Below are 20444 nucleotides of genomic sequence, written 5' to 3' on the forward strand. Positions count from 1 at the left end.
CCACATAGCCAGCACCGATGCAGCAAATGGTGCGGATACTCACGCCAATGCCTCCTTGAAGTAGGTGATCGTCCCATCAAGTCCCTGATCCAGCGCGATGCTGGGCTGCCACCCCAACTCCTGCTGCGCCAAGTTGATCACCGGTTGGCGCTGCAGCGGATCGTCCTGGGGCAGGGGCTTGCAGATCAGTTCCAGAGAAGGGTTGATCTTGGCGCGCACCAGTTCAGCCAACTGGCGAATGGTGAACTCCCCAGGGTTGCCGATGTTGATCGGCCCGGAGTGGGCTCCATTCATCAGACGGATGATGCCCTCCACCAAATCGTCGACGTAGCAGAAGGAACGGGTCTGGGAGCCATCGCCATAGAGCGTGAGCGGGTCACCACGCAACGCCTGAACGATGAAATTGCTGACCACCCGGCCGTCGTCGGGCAACATGCGCGGCCCATAGGTATTGAAGATGCGCACCACGCGAATCTCCACCCCATGCATGCGCTGGTAGTCGAAGCAGAGGGTTTCGGCAATGCGTTTGCCCTCGTCGTAGCAACTACGGATGCCGATGGTGTTCACGCAACCCCGGTAGCTCTCCGGCTGGGGATGCACCTCCGGATCGCCATACACTTCAGACGTGCTGGCCAGTAGTAGACGAGCACCGACACGGCGGGCCAGACCCAGCATGTTGTAGGTGCCCAGGAAGCTGGTCTTGGCCGTTTTGATCGGGTTGTGCTGGTAGTGCACCGGCGAGGCGGGACACGCCAGATGCCAGATCCGGTCCACTTCCAAGCGAATCGGGTCGGTGACGTCGTGGCGAATCAGCTCAAAGCGGGGATGCCCCAGCCACGGCTCGATGTTCTGCTTGCGGCCCGTGAAGTAGTTATCGAGGCAGATCACCTCTTCTCCGGCCTGCATCAAGCGGTCCACCAAGTGGGAGCCGACAAAACCGGCTCCGCCGGTCACCAGATTGCGCGTGATGGAAGCGGGCATTAGAGACGCACCAGATTGTCCTGAAGCTGCTGGCGGAACAAGGCCACTGTGCTGCTGAGCCCTTCAGCCAGGGGGATCCGCGCCCGCCAACCCAACGACGCAAGCCGACTCACCTCCAGCTGTTTTTTCGGAGTGCCATCGGGTTTGGAGCTGTCCCAGACGATCTCGCCATGAAAACCCGTCGCCTGCGCCACGGCTTCGGCCAACTCACGAATCGTGAGGTCGACGCCGGTGCCGACATTGAGAAGCGGCAAGGGCTCGCCAGCCTCATCCTTCGGGGCCTGAGGAGCAGCAGGGTCCCAGTGCTCTAGGGCAAAGATGCAGGCCTCACCCAGATCATCCACATGCAAAAACTCTCGCAACGGTGAGCCACTGCCCCAACACGTCACGCTGGCATCGCCCCGCTCTGCCGCCTCATGGAAGCGGCGGATCAGCGCCGGCAACACATGGCTGTTGGTGGGATGATAGTTGTCGCCAGGCCCATACAAATTGGTGGGCATCAGGCTGATGGCATCAAAGCCGTGCTGCTTGCGCAGGGCATGACCCAACTTGATCCCGGTGATCTTCGCGATCGCATACCACTCGTTGGTGGGCTCCAGAGCGCCGGTGAGGAGGGCTTCTTCCCGGATCGGCTGCTCGGCGAACTTCGGGTAGATGCAGCTGCTACCCAGAAAGAGCAGGCGCCGCACCCCCGACCTCCAGGCGCTCTCGATCACATTGTTCTGGATCTTGAGATTGGCAAGCAAAAAGTCCGCTGGGTAGCTGTTGTTGGCATGGATGCCACCCACCTTCGCCGCGGCCAGCACCACCACCGTGGGGCGCTGCGCGCTGAACCAAGCCTCAACGGACGCCGCGTCCTCGAGATCAAGACTGGCGCGATCGGCCGTCAGCACGTTGCCGTAACCCGCCTTTTGCAGAGCCCTGCAGATGGCGCTGCCCGCCATGCCGCGGTGGCCGGCCACAAAGATGCGATCGTCCGGCGTGATCAGGGCACTCATGGCTTGATCGCAGCCGGATTGGTGGGCGGATTTTCCATGGAACCGACCACCGCAAAACCCTGCTTGCGCAGCAGCGCTTCCTTGGCCGCTTCTTCTTTGTCGGCTGCGACCATTTCAGCCACCAACTCCTCCAGGGTCGTGGTCGGTGTCCAGCCCAGCTTCTCTTTGGCCTTGGCGGGATCGCCCAGCAGCGTCTCCACCTCCGCAGGACGGAAGTAACGGGGGTCGATGCGCACGACCACGGCACCGGTATCGCCGCGTCGGCCGACCTCAGCGATGCCGCTGCCTTCCCACTGGATGGCACCCCAGCCCAATTGCTGGGCCGTCAGTTCGATAAAGCGGCGCACGCTCTCCTGGCGCCCCGTCGCAATCACGAAATCTTCGGGCGACTCCTGCTGGAGCATCCGCCACTGCATCTCGACGTAATCGCGGGCGTGACCCCAATCCCGCAGGGAATCGAGATTGCCCATGTACAGGCACTGATCCAGATCCGCATCAATGCGCGCCAAACCACGGGTGATCTTGCGGGTCACGAACGTCTCACCACGCCGCGGCGACTCGTGGTTAAACAGCACGCCATTGCAGGCATACATGCCATAGGCCTCGCGATAGTTCACCGTGATCCAGTAGCCATACAACTTGGCCACCGCGTAAGGACTGCGGGGATAGAACGGGGTGGTCTCTTTCTGGGGGATTTCCTGCACCAGGCCGTAGAGCTCACTGGTGCTGGCCTGGTAGATGCGGGTCTTCTGGGTCAGCCCCAGCATCCGCACAGCCTCCAGGATCCGGAGGGTGCCGAGGGCATCGCTATTGGCGGTGTATTCCGGCGCCTCGAAGCTCACCGCCACATGGCTCTGGGCACCCAGGTTGTAGATCTCATCGGGCTGCACCTGCTCGATGATCCGAATCAGGTTGGTGCTGTCCGTCAGGTCCCCGTAGTGCAGCACCAGCCGCGGGTCGGCCTCATGGGGATCTTGATAAAGGTGATCGATGCGGCTGGTGTTGAAGCTGCTCGCGCGGCGCTTAATGCCGTGCACCACATAGCCCTTCTCCAGCAGGAGCTCCGCCAGGTAACTGCCGTCTTGGCCGGTGATTCCGGTGATCAGCGCTACCCGCCCGCGGGAATCAACGGCTTCTGGACGGAAACTCATGGCTCATCACCCTTCAAAGACGGCTCTCCCGCGAGAGTGCCAATGACCAGGAAGCCTACGTAGAAGAGCAAGCCATCCCCATAGAGCAGAGGCTGGAACAACCACTGCACACTCAGGCAAAGCAAGAAGCCGGCTGCGATACAGCCATCGAGCTGCAGCTTCTCCTGGCGGAGCACCCGCACCAGAGACGCAAGAGCGCGCAGCACCAGGGGCACCAATGCCAGCAGCAACAGCAGCAGCGGCAACCAGCCCACCCGGACGTAGAGATCCAGAAAGACGTTGTGCATCAACTCCCCCTGGCTGGCATCGAAGGCCATGGCGCTGGACTGAAAGCTCAACCTGTTGCCACCCCAAGGGAACTGAGGCGCTACGGGGAAAAACCCTGCGAAGCGATCGAAACGCTCGTCCGTCAGGCGAAGGCCGAGCCGGGGAAAACGCCACACCGCCAGGGCCAAGGCCGTAGCCCCTGTCAACAGCGCCAAGCCCAAGGCCTGCTGGCGCCGCCGAGATCGCATCCAGCCCACGGCGACGGGCAAAGCGCCCAGGGCGAGCACTAACCAGCCCAGCCGACCGCTGAAACACAGCGTGGCGGCCCAACCGAGCACGCCAGCCAGAGCGATGAACTTCGCCATGGCGGATCGGCTCAGTAACCACAGCCCAGGAAGCAGCCAGGCGCAGGCCAAGGCTGCGTTCTGCTCGACCGAACGCACGTTGACGAGCGGGTCTGGACCCCAAGGAGCGGCGATGGTGCTGTCTCGGCGGAGCAGCCACAACGCAAGCCAGCCCCCATCGGGGCTAAAGACCCGGCCGTGCAGCAACACGATCCAGACGTAGGCCAGGGCACCGAGGCCATAGGCCAGCCAGAGCCAGCTCCTCTGCCTCCAGGAGAGCACCGCCGCGGCGCGGGCACCAATCCAGACACAGCCGGCGGGGAGCAGCAACATCGAGACCAGATCCAACCGATCCCGCCCCCCCAGCTGCCAGAAGCCGTAGTGCACGGAGATCGCGCTGTAGCTGATGGAGAACAGCACCAGAGCGCCGAGGCACCAGCGCAGTTGGGGCGCCAGGGGAGGGGCCTTACGGGTGCGCCAGGCCAGTAGGGCCAAGGCCGCGTAGAGGAGCGTGAAGGCCTTGGGCAGATGCAGGCCGATCAGGCCAAAGAGAAGGGCTTCCATCAACTCAGGGCCTGCTCCAGGGCCTGCAGATCAACCCGCAGCTGGCGTTGATAAGGATGCAGCAGCCGATCGAGTCGGGCGGACTCCACCGCCGGTGGGCAAGGGAACGGCCGCTGCAATCCCCGTTGGAACCCGTTGTAGAGGCCACCCCCCAGCACCGCCTGAGCCGGGTCATAGCCAGCGGCGCAGCGGGGATCCAGCTCCAGCAGGTGATAAGGCTCGCTGCGGCAGAGCAAGGAGTTCAACGCCATCGAACCGTGCTCACACCAAAGCTCGCCGGCCTGGCGCAGGCGCCGCAGCAAGGCCAGGGGCGCCATCTCCAGGGGATTGAGCACCGTGACGTGATGGCGCTCAAAGCAACGGAGCACCTCCGGCAGGTTGACGATGCGCTCCTCCCGCAGCGAACAAAGAAACAATCGCTCCCCCCGGATGGAACTCTCACCAACGGCGACAGCCGGGGCCAACAAGTCCCTGGCCAGGCTGAGGTTCTGCCAGGGACTCAGGCGCGGCAACAGCAACGCATCGGTGAGTTGCCAGTTCACCTCTAAAAGCTGCTCAGGAGTGAACAACTCCACGCTCCCCGTTGGACAGAGCTGCTCCAGCAAGGCCGCCCACTCAGGGGAGGGTGCTGTGACGAGCAGGCGGCGGCCGCCGGCGCTGACGCGCGGGTCACGAGCAAACCAGAGGATCGCCCCAAGGCAATCCCCTACCCAATGGCCGAAATGGCTCGTGCTGTGGGGGAAGACCGCGTAGGGCCCCTCCAAAGGGCGCTTCGTTTTGCCCAGCTGCTTGCGGATCGTGTGGAACTGGATCGTGCGGGGCGCCGCGGCCTGAGCTCGGCTACTGCCGCCGCGCAGGGTCCAGGTCTCGATGCTCGGGTAGTGGGGAACCGCAGAGCTGCGATAGGGATGGCTGACCAAGAGCGCCGGGGCGGGTGCCGCCAGGGTCAAGCGATCGAGATCCAGCACGGTCTGCCCAACCCGGGCCGCCGGTAACGGCGCAAAACCCAAGGGCGAAAGGGGATGGTGGTAACCCAGCAAGCTTGTATCCGCCGCCTTCAGCCAGAGCCAGCGGGCCCAGTCGCCAAGCCGCTTCACCAGTAACACCTCCCATCAACCTGATCGGCACCAGCAGGGGTTTCCGCCAAGGAAGGGCGCACCCAGCTGGCGTTCATCAGCTGCTGAAAACGCGGGCTGGCCTCCCAGCGGCGGCCTCGGATGCCAAACAGCAGCTGCAGGGCTCCGCCCACATGAACAGCCACGCGGCCGGAGTCAGCGATGGCGGCGGCCAGGGGCAGGCCATAGGCCCCGCAACCCAGTAACGCCACATCAAAGGTCAACGCTGTCACCTGCCCTTGCAGCTGATCGAGCGCTTGCTCCCAGCTGGCATAGCCCTGGGTGGCTCCAGCCAGGGTCTGAGGGGGCACCAGGGTGATCAACTCAAAAGCCGGCAGCACAGCCGGGTTAGCGAACAGCTGCTCGCGCCGCTGCCATTGCTGCTCGATGCTGCGGGCAAAGGGGTGCACCACCAGCACCCGCTTGCCTGCCAGGGCCGCACTCCAGGGCTGAGCGCACCACCAGGGCTCCAGGGCCGCCAGGCTGCAGCGCTGGGGCAGCGGCTCCAGGCCAGCCACCAACGCCGCTTGGTGGGGGCTGTCCCATAGGGCCATCAGATCCACCCGCTCCAGGGCGCTCTGCAACCGCGCCGCCACCGCACGCAAGGCCGCAGGCTCCACCGGGAAAATCCCGGCGTTGCGGTGGGCTTCCCGCAGGCTGACCCGGCTGAACGGCGCTACTCCAGGGCGCTGCGCCTCCGCCAGCAAACGCGCTTCCACCGAGCCCAGCCGGCCCACCAGCACAGGCCGCTGCTCGCGGATGGCCTCGGCGATCCAAAGACCGGCCTGCTCCTCACAGAGCTGCCCTGCAAACACCTGCGGATAGCGCCAACGCTCAAGTCGGTGGGCGACACGGCGCCCCTGCTGCTTGATGCTGTGGCGCCATTGCCAATTCATCGCTGCAGCACCTCGGCGTAGAGATCCCGGTGGACCCGCGCCACCGCCTCTGGCCGCCAGGACTGGCAGATCTCCAGGGGCAGCGACCCCTCGGGCTGCGCCAAGGCCCACTGCAGGCCCAGGGCCAGATCGCGGGCTTCCTCTGGCGCCGCCAGCCAGCCATTGCGGCGGTGCTGCACCAGATCCGGCAGGCCCCCCTGACGGAAGGCCACGACGGGGGTGCCGCAGGCCAGCGGCTCGCTGGCGGACTGGGGCAGGTTGTCGAGGCGTGACGGCACCACCACCGCATCGGCCGCCGCGTAGGCCAGGGCCAAGCTCAAGTCATCGTCCAAGCGACCGGCGTAGTGCACCGGCAAAGGCAGAGACGGAGGCACGGCAGGCGTGCTCTGGCCCAGCACGACCGCATGGCAGTCCTCGGACAGCGCGGGATCCAGCTGCTTGAGCTGCTCGAGAGCCTCCACGAGCAAGTCGAAGCCCTTGCGCGGATCAGCCACACCATCCATGGCGCCAAAAAGCACCAGGCGCTTGTGCTGGGGCCAACCCAGCCAACGCCGCACCTGGGCACGGGGATAAGGACGAAAAACCTCCGGCAAGGCGTTGGGAATTACCCGGCAGGGCACACCCGCCAGCAGCGCTGAGGCCGCCGCCTGCTGGGCCATCCAGTGGCTGGGGGCAATCAGCTGGAGCTGCGGCAGCAGGGAGCGCCAAGCTCGGCGTTTGCGCTGCCAGGTCCAGCGATCGAGATCCAGGCCGCGGTGATCCCTGGGCCTGGTCGCCGGCCCATATCCCTCGGCGAAACGCTGATCCCCGAGGCCATGGGGGTAGTGCTCCGCGCCGCAAAAGGGCCAGCAGTCATGGAGCGTCCAGAGCAGCGGTCCCCGCAGCCGGCCGATGGCCTCCACCGAGAGGAATTCATCCTGCAGCCAATGGAGATGCAGCAGCTCCTGGGGCCGGCGGTTGAGTTCCAGGTCCAACCGCGATGGCAAGGCTGCGACCGAGTGGGTGATCGGATTGGCGGAACGCTGGGGCTTGCTCAACCACCAGCTGGCCGTGCTGCGGAAAAGCGCCAGGGCCTGACGGGGCTTGGAGCGGGGCGCATCCACCCAGCTGTCGCCGCGGCTGGCGCGGGCCACGCGCATGCGGCTCTCGATGCCCGAGGCCCGCAGGGACTGGTGCAGGCGATGGGTGGCGCGGGCTGCCCCCTGGCCGCCGTCGTAAGTGGAGAGGTGCAGCACCCGCATCTCAGCGCACCCCGAGCAGACGCAGGGCTTTGCGTCCCTTGCGCAGCAGCTCGGCGCTGCGACTGCGCCGGTACAGGCGCGCAAAGGTGTCGGCGTCCCGCAGCCGGTCCGCCTGGATCACCGTTGGATGGCGCAGCGGAACAGACACCGTCCCCCGGGGCCCCAAGGGGGAGCGCTCATCGAGGGTGTGGGTGGCATCGGCGTCAAAGCCGATGTTCTCGGCCAGCTCGGCCGACGGGATCACCGTCAAAAACCCCTGCTGCCAGCAGCTGAGCTGCCAGATCATGTCCCAGGTGTCGATCTGACCTTGGGCGAGGGCTTCGAGCCAGCCGCCCCAGGTGCGGGCGAAGCCGCGCCCCCCCAACTGCTCGAGCCAGAGGCCCTCCCGAAACGCCGGCCAGCCCTTGAGATCGCGGTCGTAGCACTGCCAGGCCCGGCGCCAGCTGGCCCAGCCCCAGCAGTGGCTGTAGATCGAAAAGCGATAGCTGCTGCCATCGGCCGGGGGCCGGCGCTGATGGTTGTTAGCTGCGATGGCCCCGACGCGGCTGTCATCGCGGTAGCGCTCCAGAAGCTCCTGGCAGTAGAGGAAAAAACTGGGATCAACCAGGATGTCGTCCTCGAGAACAATCCCCTCGCTCTCGCACTCAAAAAACCAATCCAGCGCAGCGGTGACGCCGGCGCGGCAGCCCAGATTGCTCGGTTGAAACAGGCGCTCCAGCTGGCAGGGCCAATCGATCAACCCCTCAGGCGCCGGCGCTAACAAAGCGCGCACCGCAGCACAGCGCTTGTCTTCGCCGGCACGCGTCGCGCGGGGGCCATCACAGGCCACATAGAGCCTCTCGGGCTGGAGTTCTCGCAGCACCTCAAGCACCCGAGCCGTGGGCCCCGGGCGGTTGAAAGCGATCAGCAACACCGGAACCGCAAAGCTCATGGCGCCAGCAGCAGATAACCCATCCCGTACCCCGCCGACATCAAAGCGGAGAAGGCCAGCCAGGGCTTGAGCAGCCAACTGCGCGAGGCAAGCAAGGCCAGCAGCGCCAGGCTGGACAGATCAATCCAGACCCGGGTGTAATCGGGGAAGCGCGCCAGGATCTGGGTCGAGGTGCAGAGCGCCGGCAGCAAATAAAGGACCGAGGCCAGGCGCAACCAACGGCCGCCCCAGCCGCGCCAGGCCGCGAGTACCAGCACCCCAAGGGTGAGCAACCAAAGGCCAAAGCAACCGGCGTCAAACAGCCGCTCCAAACCGCTGGGTTGGAGATCGGCCAACTGCCTCAGTCCCAGGAGCTGCAGACCTTTCTGAAGGGCACCCCCTAACGGGAAGCCGAAATGAACGCGGGCCAGGGCCCCGTCGGGCACGGCAGCAAACCGTCTCGTCAAGGTGCCAGACCAGAGCAGCAGCGGGAGCGGCACCGCCGCCAGCGGCAATAGCCAACGCCAGCGCCGCTCCCGCAACGCGCTCAGACCACTCGCAGCCCAGGCGATCAGACCGGTCTCCCGGGTCAGGCTGGCAGCGATCAAACTGAGCCAGTGGGGCAGTAGACGCGCCTGACGGGCTGTCAGGGCAGCAGCGAGCAGCAGCGTGGTCGCCAGCAAATCAGCAGTGCTCAAGCTGAGGGTGATCCAGTACCCCGGCAGGGCCAAAACCGCCAACCCCCACCCCGCTGAACGCTGCTGCAGCTGGGCCCAGGCCGCCACCAAGGCCGCCGCGCAACCCATACAGACCACGTTAAGCAGGCCCAGGGTCCAGACGATCAGCTGGGGTTGCCCCAGTCCGCTCAAATAGGCCAACAGCGGATAGAGCAGGCGTTTACCCCGATAGATCGGATTGTCCAAGGCCTGACTGCTGCCTACATCCAGTTGCCATGGATCCAGAGCGAGGCTGAGAAATTGCTGGCCGTCGTTGCCGCGCTTTCCCGCCAGGCGCACCACGGGTTGATCCGCCAACCGGGGCGAAATCGGCAGCTGATCACCAACGCGAGCCAGGCCGGTGGGATTGCCTCCGTACTTGCCGAACACCAACAGCGCCCAGACCAACAGGGCCATCAGGCCCGCCAACACGCCCACGGCCTTGGGGCCCAGGGGTGCCTGCCCCCCTTTCAGCCAGCTCTTCAGAGTGGGCCAACTGGGCCAGCCGGGGATGCTCAAGCCCTGACCCCAGACCTGACGCAACAGGCGTTGCTCATGGGCCCAAGACGTGGAGGGTTCCGGAGGAGCGGGGTCCTCACCAAAAGCGAGTTGCTGCACCAAGTCCTGCCAAACGGCAGCGACGGTTTGGACAGCAAAGCGCTCCTGGCAGCTGTGCTGTCCGCCCTGCCCAAGCTCCCAAGCCCAACTGGACTGCTGCAACAACTCAATGCAGTAATGCGCCAACTGCTGATCGCTGCTGGCAAGCAAGCCGCTTCGGCCCTCCAGAACTGTTTGCACCAGGGCGTGGCGGCGCGGTGCCACCACGGGGATGCCGCAGGCGTTGAACTCAGCGGCACTCAGGCAGAAGGTTTCATCGCGGCCACTGGGGTTGACCACCCCAACGGCTACCTGGGCAAAAGCGTCGTAGCGCTCCAGGCCGCTGCGGCCTTCAAAGGAGACCCGATCGCTATAGCCGCCCCGCTCCAGCAGGGCCAAGCAGTGCCGTTCGTAGGCACTCAGGCTGGTGGAGCGGGCACCGCCGTAGAGATCTGCTCCACCAAAGACCCTCAGCTGGGCATCCGGGCAGGCGCGGGCGATGCGCGGCCACTGTTGTGCCAGCCGATCAAAGGCCTTGAAGGGCGTGATCGCTCCCACATAGGCCAGGTCCTTAGCCGCCGCGGCCTGCTCCAAGGTCCGGGGTTGGCGCCAGGCCGGCGGCACCGCCACGGGGTTCGGGATCACGACCGCCCTTTGGGCAAGCCGGCTGTGGCGGAAAAAATCCAATTGGGCGCCGCTGACGAGTACCCAACACCACAGGGCCGGCAGAGCCTCGTAGCGGGCCTGGTCATGGCAGCCCAGGTTGTGCAACCAGGCGATCAGGGGCAAAGGACTGGTTTCAAGCGCCTGCCAATCGGACCGATCGGCAAAACCAGGGCGGAACACCAGCGCCTGGGAGCCGCCGTCCCCTGCGGCCTGAACTGCAGTCGCCAAGGAATCGACCACTGCCATGCAGGCAGTCGGAATGCCGTCAATCGACTGCGGAGCCGTGAGCAACAACAACGGCTGCAGCGGACCCTCTGCTGCGAGCTGAGCGACGACGGCCAGGAAGGCAAACTCGGTACCCCCGATGCCGGGATTACCCAGCCGTGGGTCGCTGAGGCCACCCCGCTCGGCGATGCCCCGGTTGTCGAGGAAAAAGGCAAGCCGCATGGGCCCCACAATGGCAGGGTCTGCCGAAAGCACATGCGCTGCAGGAGCCTGATGGGGGCAGCGGTGGCACTGGCCCTGCTGATCTGGCTGCCGCTGGGGCTGGCCGGCGTGCCTCTGGACACCCCAGACGGTTTTTTGCACCTGGGTTGGGCGGTGGGCTGGGTCAAGCAACTGCAGCAGGGCTGGCTCTGGCCCACCTGGAGTGATCTGCCATGGGCCGGTGCGGGGAGCAGTGCCCTACTGATCTACCCACCCCTATTTCGCTGGTTGGTCGGGGTGCCGCTGCTGCTAGGCCTTCCCTCCGATCACGCCCTGGCCGCAGGTCTGCTGCTGCTGCTGCTGCTGCACAACGGCGGGGTCGCTGCGCTCGCCATCCGCTGGCTCCCGAAACCGCGATGGCGCTGGGCACTGCTGATCGCTGCCAGCCTGAATCCCTACCTCCTGGTCAACATTTATGTGCGCGGGGCCTGGCCGGAAGCCCTGGCTCAAGCCCTGCTCTGGTGGCTGGCCTTGGGGTTCTTGGGACTGCAGCACCGGCGGCCCTGGGGGTGGCCGCTGGCAGGTCTTGCGCTGGCCGGCATCACCCTGAGCAACTGGAATGCAGCTCTGTTGACCGGGGTGGCTTGGGGCCTAGCGGGCCTGCTGCTAAGGCGCAAAGCTTGGCTCTGGAGCGGCGCCCTGGGGGCCGGACTGGCGATGCCCTTTTGGTTGCCAGCACTTCAGGCGCTGCCATCCGTTCGCCCCCCAATCCCTGCGGGCCTATTGCCAGGGGAATTTTTTGCGGACATCGATGTGGGCTACCGCAGCTTTGCAGCGCTGCTCTGGATCCAAGCGGTGGCGATTGCCCTGCTGCTGCTCTGGCGCTGGATTGGCTGGCGTGGGGCCTCCCCCCTAGCCCGCTGGGGTGCCCTGTTGGCTGTCCTCTCTCTGCTGATGGGCCTCTCGATCAGCGGGCCGATCTATCAGTGGCTGCCAGCGCTGCAGCGCATTCAATTCCCCTGGCGCTGGCTCAGCCTGGGCTGGTTTGGTGCCCTGCTCTGGCTCGCCTCAGCCGCCGAGCAAGCCCCGGGCACCAACCGAACCCGACCTGCTGCTCTCAGCCTGATCGGTCTGGCTGCCGCCGGCTGCTGGTTCGACGGGCTCTGGCGCTTCCGCAGCAATCTCTGGGGCCATGCCCCGAGCGCCAGCGAGCGGATGGCCCTGCGCAGCCTGCTGCGCTGTGATCCCCTGACACCCTGCCCAGCAGGCGTGGCTGCGCTGCCTAAGGAGGGGGAACTGGCCAAGCGCTTTGTGGCCCTGCCCGATGGCCGCGTTGCCCTGAGCGGCGTACCGGACTACAGCCCCGCCGGGGTCCCTGAGTCGTCTTGGAACAAGCGGCTGGCCATTTTTTGGCTGCCGACCTGGCCGCAAACCCACTGGGCCGAATGGTCTGGGCAAGGCAGGCTCACACTGCTGGAACGCACGCCGCGCAGCCGGGTGCTGGAGGTGAACGCCACCAGCTCCGGCCGGCTGCGAATCATGCAGTGGGCCCATCCCAGCTGGCGGGTTCAGGTCAACGGCGGTCAAGGCTGGAGCGATCCGCTGCCGGCGGGAGCGAGGGATTCCGAGGGCTGGATCAGCGTCGAACTGCCGGCCGGCCGCTCCCACGTGGCCTTGAGCTACGGCCAGCTGCGATCAGGGCCCGTACGATCCCGGCCATGAACACCGCAGCCCGCCCACCTCGGCCGCTGATCAGCGCGGTGGTTCCCTTTTTGAACGAGGCCGCGACCCTGCCGGTCCTATTTGCGGAACTCGAGCAGCAACTTGGCGCCCTGGGGCTTCCCTGGGAGCTGGTGTTGGTGGATGACGGCAGCAGCGATGGATCGTTAGAGGTGGTGCGCGCCCAGCTGGAGCAACGGCCTCAACTGAAAGCGACGGTGCTCAGCCTCTCGCGCAATTTCGGCAAGGAGGCGGCCCTGACTGCTGGCCTACAGGCGAGCCGCGGCGATGTGGTGGTACCCCTGGATGCAGACCTGCAGGACCCCCCCGAGCTGATCGGCGCCATGCTCAAGCAATGGCGGCAAGGCTTTGACGTGGTCTACGCCGTGCGACGCCGGCGGGCGGGCGAGAGCAGCACGAAGCGCTTCACGGCCTTTGGCTTTTATCGGCTAATGGGACGGTTAAGCAGCACGGCCATCCCCGCAGACACCGGCGACTTCCGGCTGATGGATCGCTGCGTGGTCGAGGCCTTGCTGCAGCTGCCCGAGCGCAGCCGCTTCATGAAGGGCCTGTTCGCCTGGGTGGGGTTCCGCCAAAGCGCCATCCACTACGACCGTGATGCCCGACAAGGTGGTAAGAGCAACTGGAATTACTGGAAGCTCTGGAACTTCGCCCTCGATGGCATCACCTCCTTCAGCCGGGTACCCCTGCAGGTCTTGAGTGGCAGTGGAGTAGCGATCGCCTGCGTGGCGCTGCTCTATGGCAGCTGGATGGTGCTGCGCACGTTGGTCTTTGGCATCGATCTACCCGGCTATGCCTCGTTGATGACCGCCGTGCTGTTTCTCGGGGGCGTTCAACTCATTGGCCTGGGGGTGCTGGGTGAATACCTCGGCCGGGTCTTCGAAGAGGTGAAAGCCAGGCCGCTCTATTTGGTTCGAGAGCGCTGGGAACAGTGATGGCCAAAGGACTGCCCCTACTCCTCATTGCCGACACCAGCGTCCCGGAGGCGCTGGGCAGCAAGTTTCTGCGGGGAGCCCAGCAGGCCGGCCTGGATCCGGAGCGCGACCTGTTGGTGGCCTACACGTCCCCCGCGCCGGCCTTCTCGCCGAGCATGGGCCGGCTGCGCGGGAAGGTCTTTTACCGGCTAGCCGATCGGCGCAGCTGGGAATGGTGGGGCTTCCAAAGGCAGCTGATCGCACTGATCGAGCAGCACAAACCCAGGCTGGTGCTGGTCACGGGCATCTTGCCCCTAGCGCCGCAGGTGTTCCAAGCCATTCGCGCATCCGGGGGACGGATCGTGAATTACCTCACGGACGATCCGTGGAATCCGATTCACCGGCGCCGCTGCTTTCTGCGCAACCTGAAGGACTACGACCACCTCTTCAGCACCAAAGAAGCGCTGCGGCAGCGACTGGAAGCGGCAGGCACCCCAAGCACCAGTTGGCTCCCCTTTGCCTACGACCCTGAACTGCATCACCCGATCGACGTAACCGATCCCGAAGCAGCTGATGTGCTGTTTGTGGGTACAGGCGCTGCAGAACGACTGCCCTGGCTCGAGGTCTTGGCTGATCTGCCTGGAGTGCGCCGCCGCATCCACGGCAACAGCTGGGAAGGCTTGAGCACACCGGGCTGGGAGAAGGGGCCAGCTGTGGTGGGTGGGGACTACTGCCGGGCAATCAGTTCAGCCCGGATTGTGTTGGGGTTGCTCAGGCAGGCCAATGGCGACCTCTCGACGGATCGCTCCTACGAGATCGGCGCCATCGGTGGCTGCGGGCTCTACCAGGACACAAACGAACATCGGACTCTGCTCGAGAACTACCCGGACGCAGGCTTCTTCAAGGACCCCACCGAATTGAGAGCACGGGTTCAAACTCTGCTCAGCAATATGGAGCTGCAACAACAGTTGCGGCAAGCCGGTGCTGTGGCCTTGCGCAAAGCAGAGGAGACCTACGGCGCCAGGCTGCGCACGATCCTGGATTGGAGCCAGGCAAACCCATGAAGATCACCATCGTCGTGGGGGGGCGCTGGCATGCCTTTGACCTGGCCCGGGAGCTGCAGCAAGCCGGTCACCTGCACCGCCTCATCACCAATTACCCGCGCTGGTTTGTCCAGCGCTGGGGAATCCCCAAAGACAACGTCGTCAGCCTGCCGCTCACCTTCTGGGTGGTGAAAGCGATCTACAAGCTGGGCGGCGAAGCCTTAATGATGCGCTGCCAGTGGCATGTGCATCGCTGGTTTGCCCGAAGGGCGCTCAAGCACCTGAAAGGCAGCGAGTTAATCCACGGCTGGTCGCAGTGGAGCGAACCAAGCCTCGCCTGGGCGAAGCAACGTGGGATCCCAACAGTGCTGGAGCGCTCCTCCGCCCACATCCTTGAGCAGAGCCGGCTGCTGAACGAAGAGCATCGCCGCCTCGGCTTGCAGTGGGCAGCAACGCACCCGCGGATCGAGGCGATGGAACTGCGGGAGTACGAGCTCTGCGCGCAGGTGGCTGTTCCCAGCCTGTTCGTGGAGCGCAGCTTTCTGGAGCGGGGCTGGTCCGCAAAGCGCCTCTTTCGCAACGCCCTGGGGGTCGACCTGAGCCGTTTCAAGGCTCCGGAGCAAGCCCCCCGCCCACCCGAAGTGAGTGGCTTGAGGGTGATCTACGCGGGTTCACTGTCCGTGCGTAAGGGAATCCCCGATCTGCTTGAGGGGTTTAAGCAAGCGAACATTGCTGACGCCACCTTGACCCTGGTGGGCGGCGAGACCCCCGAACTGGAGGGTCTGCTGAAGCAGCAAAACCATCAGGTGCGATGCCTCGGTCACCTTCCCCAGGCCGCACTGGTGGAGCACTACGCCGCAGCGCACTGCTTTGTGATGGCCTCCATCGAGGAAGGGATGGCGATGGTGCAGATGCAGGCCCTGGCCTGCGGCCTGCCGCTGATTTGCACGACGAACACCGGTGGCGAGGACCTGCTCAGGCTGCAGGGCAGCGGCTCAGTGCAACGTGACCATGACGTTGAAGAATTCCCCGCCGGTTATCTGGTCCCCATCCACCGTCCCGATGCCATTTCCTGGTGCCTGCAGGCACTCGCCCAAACCAGCAGCCTCTGGGAGCAGAAGCGTAAAGCCGCGCTGGACCTGGCACGAAGCGAGCTGAGCTGGAGTGCCTATGGCAACCGCGCGATCGCCAACTACCAGGCCCTGCTCGAGGACAAGGGCTGATGGAAATCACGATCATCCTGCCGGTCTATGGCCGCTCGGAGCTGCTAGGCCCGGCACTGGAGAGCGTGCTGCAGCTGCAAGATCCAGGCTGGCAGCTGTTGATCGCCGATGACGGCTCTGACGCGGACACGCAAGCTTTTATCAAAGGCTGGATCGACTCTCAGAACCACGACACGCGGGTGCAGTGGGTAAGGCGCCCCCAAAACCTGGGACTGTTCGGGAACTTGAACCGCGCGATCGAAGAGAGCCAAAGCGAATGGGTGCTGCTGCTCTGCAGTGACGACCTGCTGTTACCCCATGCCATAGAGCGGATTAATGAGATGTGTGAACGCTGGTCCGATGCAGGACTGATCCTCTCGACCTATGAATCCATCAATGAGGACGGGAGTCCACGGCCGGCAGACAGCGCCTGGCACCACGCGCAGGTGAGCCAGGAAACATCGTTGGTGCAGCCTGAGCGGTTCGTGCCTGCACTGCTGCGGCTTGGGAGCTTGAACGGGAACCTCAGCGGAATGGCCTTCAGCCGCAGCCACTGGCGCGCAGCGGGCCCCTTTCGCGAGGATTGGCGCCATGCGGCGGATTGGGAATGGCTGCTGCGGGCGACCGAACGCCAGCCCGTAGTGCTGAACCGGGTGCCGATCGCTCAGGTGAGGACCCATGAGCGGCAGCTCTCAAACAGCAACCGGCGCAGCGGCCATGAATTGCAAGAGGTGGCGTCGGTGGTGCAGCAGTTACGCGAGCACCCCCTGTTAAGCGATGAACCACGTCGCCACCGCTGGGCCGCCCACGTGATGCAGTTTCAGCTCTGGAACGTGCTGAAGCAATTCAGGCAAACAAGACCCAAAGAGCTGAAGCAAAGCCTTAAGGACATCCACCAGTCCGCCGGCCTCCGGCAGACTGTCTGGACATTGGTTCGATGGCTGCCCGCACGATGGCGACGACTGCCGCGCACAAGCGCACCTTGATGGCCCAGCGCTCCGATGCGCGCCTCGCAGAGCTGATCGCCACTCGGATTCTGCCGAACTACACCAGCAAAACACTCCTGGATATCGGCTGCGGCGACGGGATCGTTAGCAGGTATCTTCCAAGCCAATGTGAGTACACAGGCCTGGATATCACTGATGCCTGCATCTACGAACAACGCCACGACAATCCCAAGGTTCGCTATGTGCAAACCGATCAGATTCCTGATCTGATGCGTAGCGAAGGTCCTTGGGACACAGTGCTCTTACTGGATGTCATTGAACACACACGGCGATTCACGCCACTCTTTGAGTTAGCCCTGACGCGCGCCAATCAACAGGTGGTCGTCAGCCTGCCGAATGAGCTCTTCGTTCTGGACCGAATCAGAATGCTGCGAGGACACGAACTCAATGCCCACAGCCTGGACTTACTGAATCAGCCCGAGGGCTTCAAACATCAGTTCATCGTCAATATCGCTAAAGCCCGCAGACTTCTCAGCGAGAAAGCCGAAGCCGCCGGCTTTGCACTCACGGAGGAGGTCCTTCGCCCCCTAGTCAGCAAGCGCAGCATCCATCAACCCATCCTTTGGGGCATCCGCCAGCTCAGCTCTGACCAGCTCTGGAGTATGGGCAGCGTCTTTGTGTTTCAGCGCCAGGGCTGAGCCAAAAACATGCAAACCAACGCAAGACAAGTCCGTGCAACGCGCGATCGACTGGATGCTGTATTGGGCCACTTACGCGCGGCGCTCGCGGACTGAGCCACAATCAATGCAGGCATACAGAGCTAGTCAATCACTAAGGACTGGAGCACAGCTATAGTGCTCATACGCAAGGAAGCGAGACGTGGATAGCCAGGCGCAAGAAGTCTCAGGAGCCGAATGGCCCAAGACTTCACAAAGCAAAGAGTGCGCCATACTTCTCCTCGGATTCAACAGGCCCGATCTACTACAGGAGGCGATCAAGAGATTAAAAGACTTCGGATATTCAAACCTTTGGATATCCATTGATGGGCCGCGTCCAGGGAACGTAAAAGACAGAGCAGGATATGGATATTGCGGAGAGATTGCAATCCGAGAACAAGAAGACCCACTAAAGAGGCATATATCACCAGTAAATAAGGGATGCCGAGACGGAGTTATAGAGGGAATTAGCTGGTTCTTCAAGAACAATAGGGAAGGTATAATATTGGAGGACGATGTAGAGATTGGATCAGAGTATATGGAGATCATGGCTGGAATGCTGAAATACTACAGGAGCAATAAAAGAATATGGAGCATCTCTAGTCATTGCGACCCGGTGGATGCACAAGGGCAGGGAGAATACCTGAGGTTTTATCAATCAGATTTGTGTCGAGTTGGATACGGCTGGGCGTCGTGGGCTGACCGGTGGGAAGAGCATCGCACTTGGCTTGAAAGAAATAGTAAGGTGGGACGGATTAGGACATTTACAAGACTACCCAGAGGGGTGAGGACAAAAGATTTTTGTTTAAAGATCTATGCCTGCCGTAAAGGGCACATGGACGCATGGGATTATGAGTGGAACCTGTCGCACCTGAGAAATAGGTCTAGATCAATAACGCCACTCGCAATCTGTGGAATTAATCATGGCTTCAGAAAGGACGGAACGCATACACATAGCTGTCCGCCACCATGGACCAAAGTAAGCCGCTGGAAGCAAGAGAGTCGGTATCTCGTGTATGGAGATTGGTTCCATGTAGACAGAGAATTGCTTTATTCAAATTGTGGAATTGTAACCAGCAGTAGCTGGTCGGTGGAGCTAATAAGCCTGATATGGTATCTTGTTTACAATAAGATAGCCGCTCCTGTTCGCAAAGCTAAATGGAGGCTCAAACGGGGATGACATCGCAAGAAAATGATATGGAACAACTTTTCGGATTTTTCAGCGAATGCACATCGCACTGGAATTTCCTAAGAAACATGAAGCATGTAGACTGGCTAAAGATATCTAGACAATATTATACTTGGAAGGGCAGAGAGAAAGGAGGATCTGCAATTCCAAGATTAGTGCATCAGATTTGGCTGGGTGCGCCACCACCAGCAGAGGTAAGACTTTTAATGGATAGGTGGCGCGACAACCCATATGGTTTTGAATATAAGTTGTGGCGAGATCAAGACATCGATAAAGAGGGTCTTGATCTGAATGATTTATATATGAGGGCGAAAAATCCGGCAACAAGAAGCGACATAGCACGTTATGAGATTTTAAAGAGATATGGCGGAATCTACGTTGACGCAGATGTTGAACTTATTAAGAATATGGAAGATGTTCTGCGTGGCAGTTCCTTTGTAGCGGGATGCCACCCTTGTCCCGACAACGGTGACGTAGAGGTTGGGAATGCAGTGATAGCATCATCAAAAGACGGAAGAGTAGTAACGGAGATAGTTAAAGAGCTGAGCCTGCTGAAGGAGGTTGATGAAAAGGATGCGATGACAATTATCAAGGCTTCTGGCCCACTAATGCTAACGCGGGTCTTACTAGGAAATGAAAATGATAGTTCAGTAGGGATACTCCCTTCAAATCACTTCTACCCGTTTCCTGGTTTTCTGAAGGACACACATGAAGATGCTAGATCTTTTGCAGTGAGTAGCACTTATACAATCCATCACTGGAACTGTTCGTGGATGAAATACTTAGGAACCAAGCGAAAGCGAACAAGGGTGCCGACTGTAGTTAGACATGTGATCGATAGATTGAAGCAGTCAATAACCAAAAAAGGGAAGACATGAAGGCTGCGATCTTAGTGATAGGATTCAATCGTCCTGCATTACTAGCAAGAGTACTTGGGTCCTTGACTCATTACGGGCAGGACAGAAGAATATATATCGCCATTGATGGCCCACGAGAAGGCTACAGATCGGACGTGGATAAAGTATTAGAATGTCAAAAGGCAGCAAAATATTTTGCATCGGGAAGAACAAGTACTCGCCTGCAGTTTTGGACAAGCAATAAGGGCTGCAAAGATGGGCCGATTGATGGAATTACATGGTTTTTTGATAACGAGGAGGAAGGAGTTATACTTGAAGACGACTGCTTGCCTTCATCTGATTTCTTACCTTATTGCGATGAACTGTTAGATAGATATAGAAACGACCAGCAGGTATGGATCGTTGCTGGAGACAACTCAGCCGACCTCAGATTCAACCATGAATACAGCTATACATTTGCTCCGGAACCTCTGATATGGGGATGGGCTAGCTGGAGAGACCGCTGGGCTCGCTATGACGCCGAAATGAAAGATTGGATGAGTGTAAGGAAGACATCTGTGGCAGAAAGAATATTTAGAGACCGGGAACAGTACGAGACCCGTTCAGAAGTATTTGATCGTGTAGCAGATGGTAAGCTCACCACATGCTGGGACTATCAGCTATCAGCAACTATAAGAATACATCGAGGTTTATGCATTGTGCCCCGTCACAACCTTGTGAGTAATATTGGTTTTGGGAAAGAAGCAACCCATACCACCGAAGCGTCCAGTGCCAGAAATGGATATCCTACAAAAGAAATCATGCCACTATTCCATCCACCCTGTATATTTCTCGATAGAGAGGTTGAAGCACAGATACTCAATAAGATACAAGGTGTAAGGTATGTGAGAGCCTGGAGAAAGGCAGCAAGGCGAATGCGTGGATTTTTGGTTGAGTTGTTAAAGAGCGTGAAATGAAAGTACGT

The 20444-nt window shown here is 61.8% G+C and carries 18 protein-coding genes; 9 read left to right on the forward strand and 9 right to left on the reverse strand.

What is annotated here, in order from left to right:
* Positions 1–39: 39 nt before the first annotated feature.
* The 9 genes from LY254_RS07470 to LY254_RS07510 are packed head-to-tail and all read right to left on the reverse strand — an operon-like array spanning position 40 to position 10893.
* Positions 40–981, reverse strand: a complete 942-nt coding sequence (locus LY254_RS07470) for a UDP-glucuronic acid decarboxylase family protein (RefSeq protein WP_247476430.1) — start codon at positions 979–981, stop codon at positions 40–42.
* Complete coding sequence (locus tag LY254_RS07475) at positions 981–1979, reverse strand: GDP-L-fucose synthase (protein WP_247476431.1); 999 nt, start codon at positions 1977–1979, stop codon at positions 981–983. The genes LY254_RS07470 and LY254_RS07475 overlap by 1 nt, the downstream gene beginning before the upstream one ends.
* The gene (gene gmd, locus LY254_RS07480) at positions 1976–3130 is read right to left on the reverse strand and encodes a GDP-mannose 4,6-dehydratase (protein WP_247476432.1); all 1155 of its coding nucleotides are present in this window, start codon (positions 3128–3130) and stop codon (positions 1976–1978) included. The genes LY254_RS07475 and gmd overlap by 4 nt, the downstream gene beginning before the upstream one ends.
* Positions 3127–4305, reverse strand: a complete 1179-nt coding sequence (locus tag LY254_RS07485; RefSeq protein WP_247476433.1) for a hypothetical protein — start codon at positions 4303–4305, stop codon at positions 3127–3129. Before LY254_RS07485 ends, gmd begins: the two co-directional genes overlap by 4 nt.
* Positions 4305–5402, reverse strand: a complete 1098-nt coding sequence (locus LY254_RS07490; protein WP_247476434.1) for a hypothetical protein — start codon at positions 5400–5402, stop codon at positions 4305–4307. The genes LY254_RS07485 and LY254_RS07490 overlap by 1 nt, the downstream gene beginning before the upstream one ends.
* Positions 5399–6316, reverse strand: a complete 918-nt coding sequence (locus LY254_RS07495) for a hypothetical protein (protein WP_247476435.1) — start codon at positions 6314–6316, stop codon at positions 5399–5401. Before LY254_RS07495 ends, LY254_RS07490 begins: the two co-directional genes overlap by 4 nt.
* Positions 6313–7557: a glycosyltransferase gene (locus LY254_RS07500; protein WP_247476436.1), complete on the reverse strand. Its 1245-nt coding sequence runs from the start codon at positions 7555–7557 to the stop codon at positions 6313–6315. The genes LY254_RS07495 and LY254_RS07500 overlap by 4 nt, the downstream gene beginning before the upstream one ends.
* A 1-nt stretch (position 7558) precedes the next feature.
* Positions 7559–8488: a hypothetical protein gene (locus tag LY254_RS07505; protein ID WP_247476437.1), complete on the reverse strand. Its 930-nt coding sequence runs from the start codon at positions 8486–8488 to the stop codon at positions 7559–7561.
* Positions 8485–10893, reverse strand: a complete 2409-nt coding sequence (locus LY254_RS07510) for a glycosyltransferase family 4 protein (protein ID WP_247476439.1) — start codon at positions 10891–10893, stop codon at positions 8485–8487. Before LY254_RS07510 ends, LY254_RS07505 begins: the two co-directional genes overlap by 4 nt.
* Positions 10894–10944: 51 nt before the next feature.
* On the opposite strand from LY254_RS07510, the gene LY254_RS07515 reads away from it, so the two are divergent.
* The 9 genes from LY254_RS07515 (at position 10945) to LY254_RS07555 (ending at position 20436) form a co-directional block, all read left to right on the forward strand.
* The gene (locus LY254_RS07515; RefSeq protein WP_247476440.1) at positions 10945–12594 is read left to right on the forward strand and encodes a hypothetical protein; all 1650 of its coding nucleotides are present in this window, start codon (positions 10945–10947) and stop codon (positions 12592–12594) included.
* Complete coding sequence (locus tag LY254_RS07520) at positions 12591–13547, forward strand: glycosyltransferase family 2 protein (protein ID WP_247476441.1); 957 nt, start codon at positions 12591–12593, stop codon at positions 13545–13547. The genes LY254_RS07515 and LY254_RS07520 overlap by 4 nt, the downstream gene beginning before the upstream one ends.
* Positions 13547–14590 carry a glycosyltransferase gene (locus LY254_RS07525; protein ID WP_247476443.1) on the forward strand — a complete coding sequence of 348 codons (1044 nt, stop codon included), beginning with the start codon at positions 13547–13549 and terminating at the stop codon, positions 14588–14590. Before LY254_RS07520 ends, LY254_RS07525 begins: the two co-directional genes overlap by 1 nt.
* The gene (locus tag LY254_RS07530; RefSeq protein WP_247476445.1) at positions 14587–15792 is read left to right on the forward strand and encodes a glycosyltransferase family 4 protein; all 1206 of its coding nucleotides are present in this window, start codon (positions 14587–14589) and stop codon (positions 15790–15792) included. Before LY254_RS07525 ends, LY254_RS07530 begins: the two co-directional genes overlap by 4 nt.
* Positions 15792–16757, forward strand: coding sequence for a glycosyltransferase family 2 protein (locus LY254_RS07535; RefSeq protein ID WP_247476446.1), 966 nt, complete (start codon positions 15792–15794; stop codon positions 16755–16757). The genes LY254_RS07530 and LY254_RS07535 overlap by 1 nt, the downstream gene beginning before the upstream one ends.
* Complete coding sequence (locus LY254_RS07540) at positions 16709–17416, forward strand: bifunctional 2-polyprenyl-6-hydroxyphenol methylase/3-demethylubiquinol 3-O-methyltransferase UbiG (protein ID WP_247476448.1); 708 nt, start codon at positions 16709–16711, stop codon at positions 17414–17416. The genes LY254_RS07535 and LY254_RS07540 overlap by 49 nt, the downstream gene beginning before the upstream one ends.
* 181 nt (positions 17417–17597) lie before the next feature.
* Entirely contained in the window at positions 17598–18614 is a 1017-nt protein-coding gene (locus LY254_RS07545; RefSeq protein ID WP_247476449.1) for a hypothetical protein, read from the forward strand.
* Positions 18593–19501 carry a glycosyltransferase family 32 protein gene (locus LY254_RS07550; RefSeq protein WP_247476451.1) on the forward strand — a complete coding sequence of 303 codons (909 nt, stop codon included), beginning with the start codon at positions 18593–18595 and terminating at the stop codon, positions 19499–19501. Before LY254_RS07545 ends, LY254_RS07550 begins: the two co-directional genes overlap by 22 nt.
* A complete protein-coding gene (locus LY254_RS07555) occupies positions 19498–20436 on the forward strand; it encodes a hypothetical protein (protein WP_247476453.1) in 939 nt (312 codons plus the stop codon). The genes LY254_RS07550 and LY254_RS07555 overlap by 4 nt, the downstream gene beginning before the upstream one ends.
* Positions 20437–20444 lie beyond the last annotated feature (8 nt).

Source organism: Synechococcus sp. NB0720_010 (assembly GCF_023078835.1).
Taxonomy (GTDB): Bacteria; Cyanobacteriota; Cyanobacteriia; order PCC-6307; family Cyanobiaceae; genus Vulcanococcus.

Coding starts and splice junctions, on each gene's coding strand:
- LY254_RS07485 (WP_247476433.1), bottom strand. CDS start 4,305: ATGGAAGCCCTTCTCTTTGGCCTGATCGGCCTGCATCTGCCCAAGGCC.
- LY254_RS07555 (WP_247476453.1), top strand. CDS start 19,498: ATGAAGGCTGCGATCTTAGTGATAGGATTCAATCGTCCTGCATTACTA.
- LY254_RS07510 (WP_247476439.1), bottom strand. CDS start 10,893: ATGCGGCTTGCCTTTTTCCTCGACAACCGGGGCATCGCCGAGCGGGGT.
- gmd (WP_247476432.1), bottom strand. CDS start 3,130: ATGAGTTTCCGTCCAGAAGCCGTTGATTCCCGCGGGCGGGTAGCGCTG.
- LY254_RS07540 (WP_247476448.1), top strand. CDS start 16,709: ATGGCTGCCCGCACGATGGCGACGACTGCCGCGCACAAGCGCACCTTG.
- LY254_RS07535 (WP_247476446.1), top strand. CDS start 15,792: ATGGAAATCACGATCATCCTGCCGGTCTATGGCCGCTCGGAGCTGCTA.
- LY254_RS07530 (WP_247476445.1), top strand. CDS start 14,587: ATGAAGATCACCATCGTCGTGGGGGGGCGCTGGCATGCCTTTGACCTG.
- LY254_RS07495 (WP_247476435.1), bottom strand. CDS start 6,316: ATGAATTGGCAATGGCGCCACAGCATCAAGCAGCAGGGGCGCCGTGTC.
- LY254_RS07550 (WP_247476451.1), top strand. CDS start 18,593: ATGGAGGCTCAAACGGGGATGACATCGCAAGAAAATGATATGGAACAA.
- LY254_RS07475 (WP_247476431.1), bottom strand. CDS start 1,979: ATGAGTGCCCTGATCACGCCGGACGATCGCATCTTTGTGGCCGGCCAC.
- LY254_RS07520 (WP_247476441.1), top strand. CDS start 12,591: ATGAACACCGCAGCCCGCCCACCTCGGCCGCTGATCAGCGCGGTGGTT.
- LY254_RS07500 (WP_247476436.1), bottom strand. CDS start 7,557: ATGCGGGTGCTGCACCTCTCCACTTACGACGGCGGCCAGGGGGCAGCC.
- LY254_RS07505 (WP_247476437.1), bottom strand. CDS start 8,488: ATGAGCTTTGCGGTTCCGGTGTTGCTGATCGCTTTCAACCGCCCGGGG.
- LY254_RS07515 (WP_247476440.1), top strand. CDS start 10,945: ATGGGGGCAGCGGTGGCACTGGCCCTGCTGATCTGGCTGCCGCTGGGG.
- LY254_RS07470 (WP_247476430.1), bottom strand. CDS start 981: ATGCCCGCTTCCATCACGCGCAATCTGGTGACCGGCGGAGCCGGTTTT.
- LY254_RS07525 (WP_247476443.1), top strand. CDS start 13,547: ATGGCCAAAGGACTGCCCCTACTCCTCATTGCCGACACCAGCGTCCCG.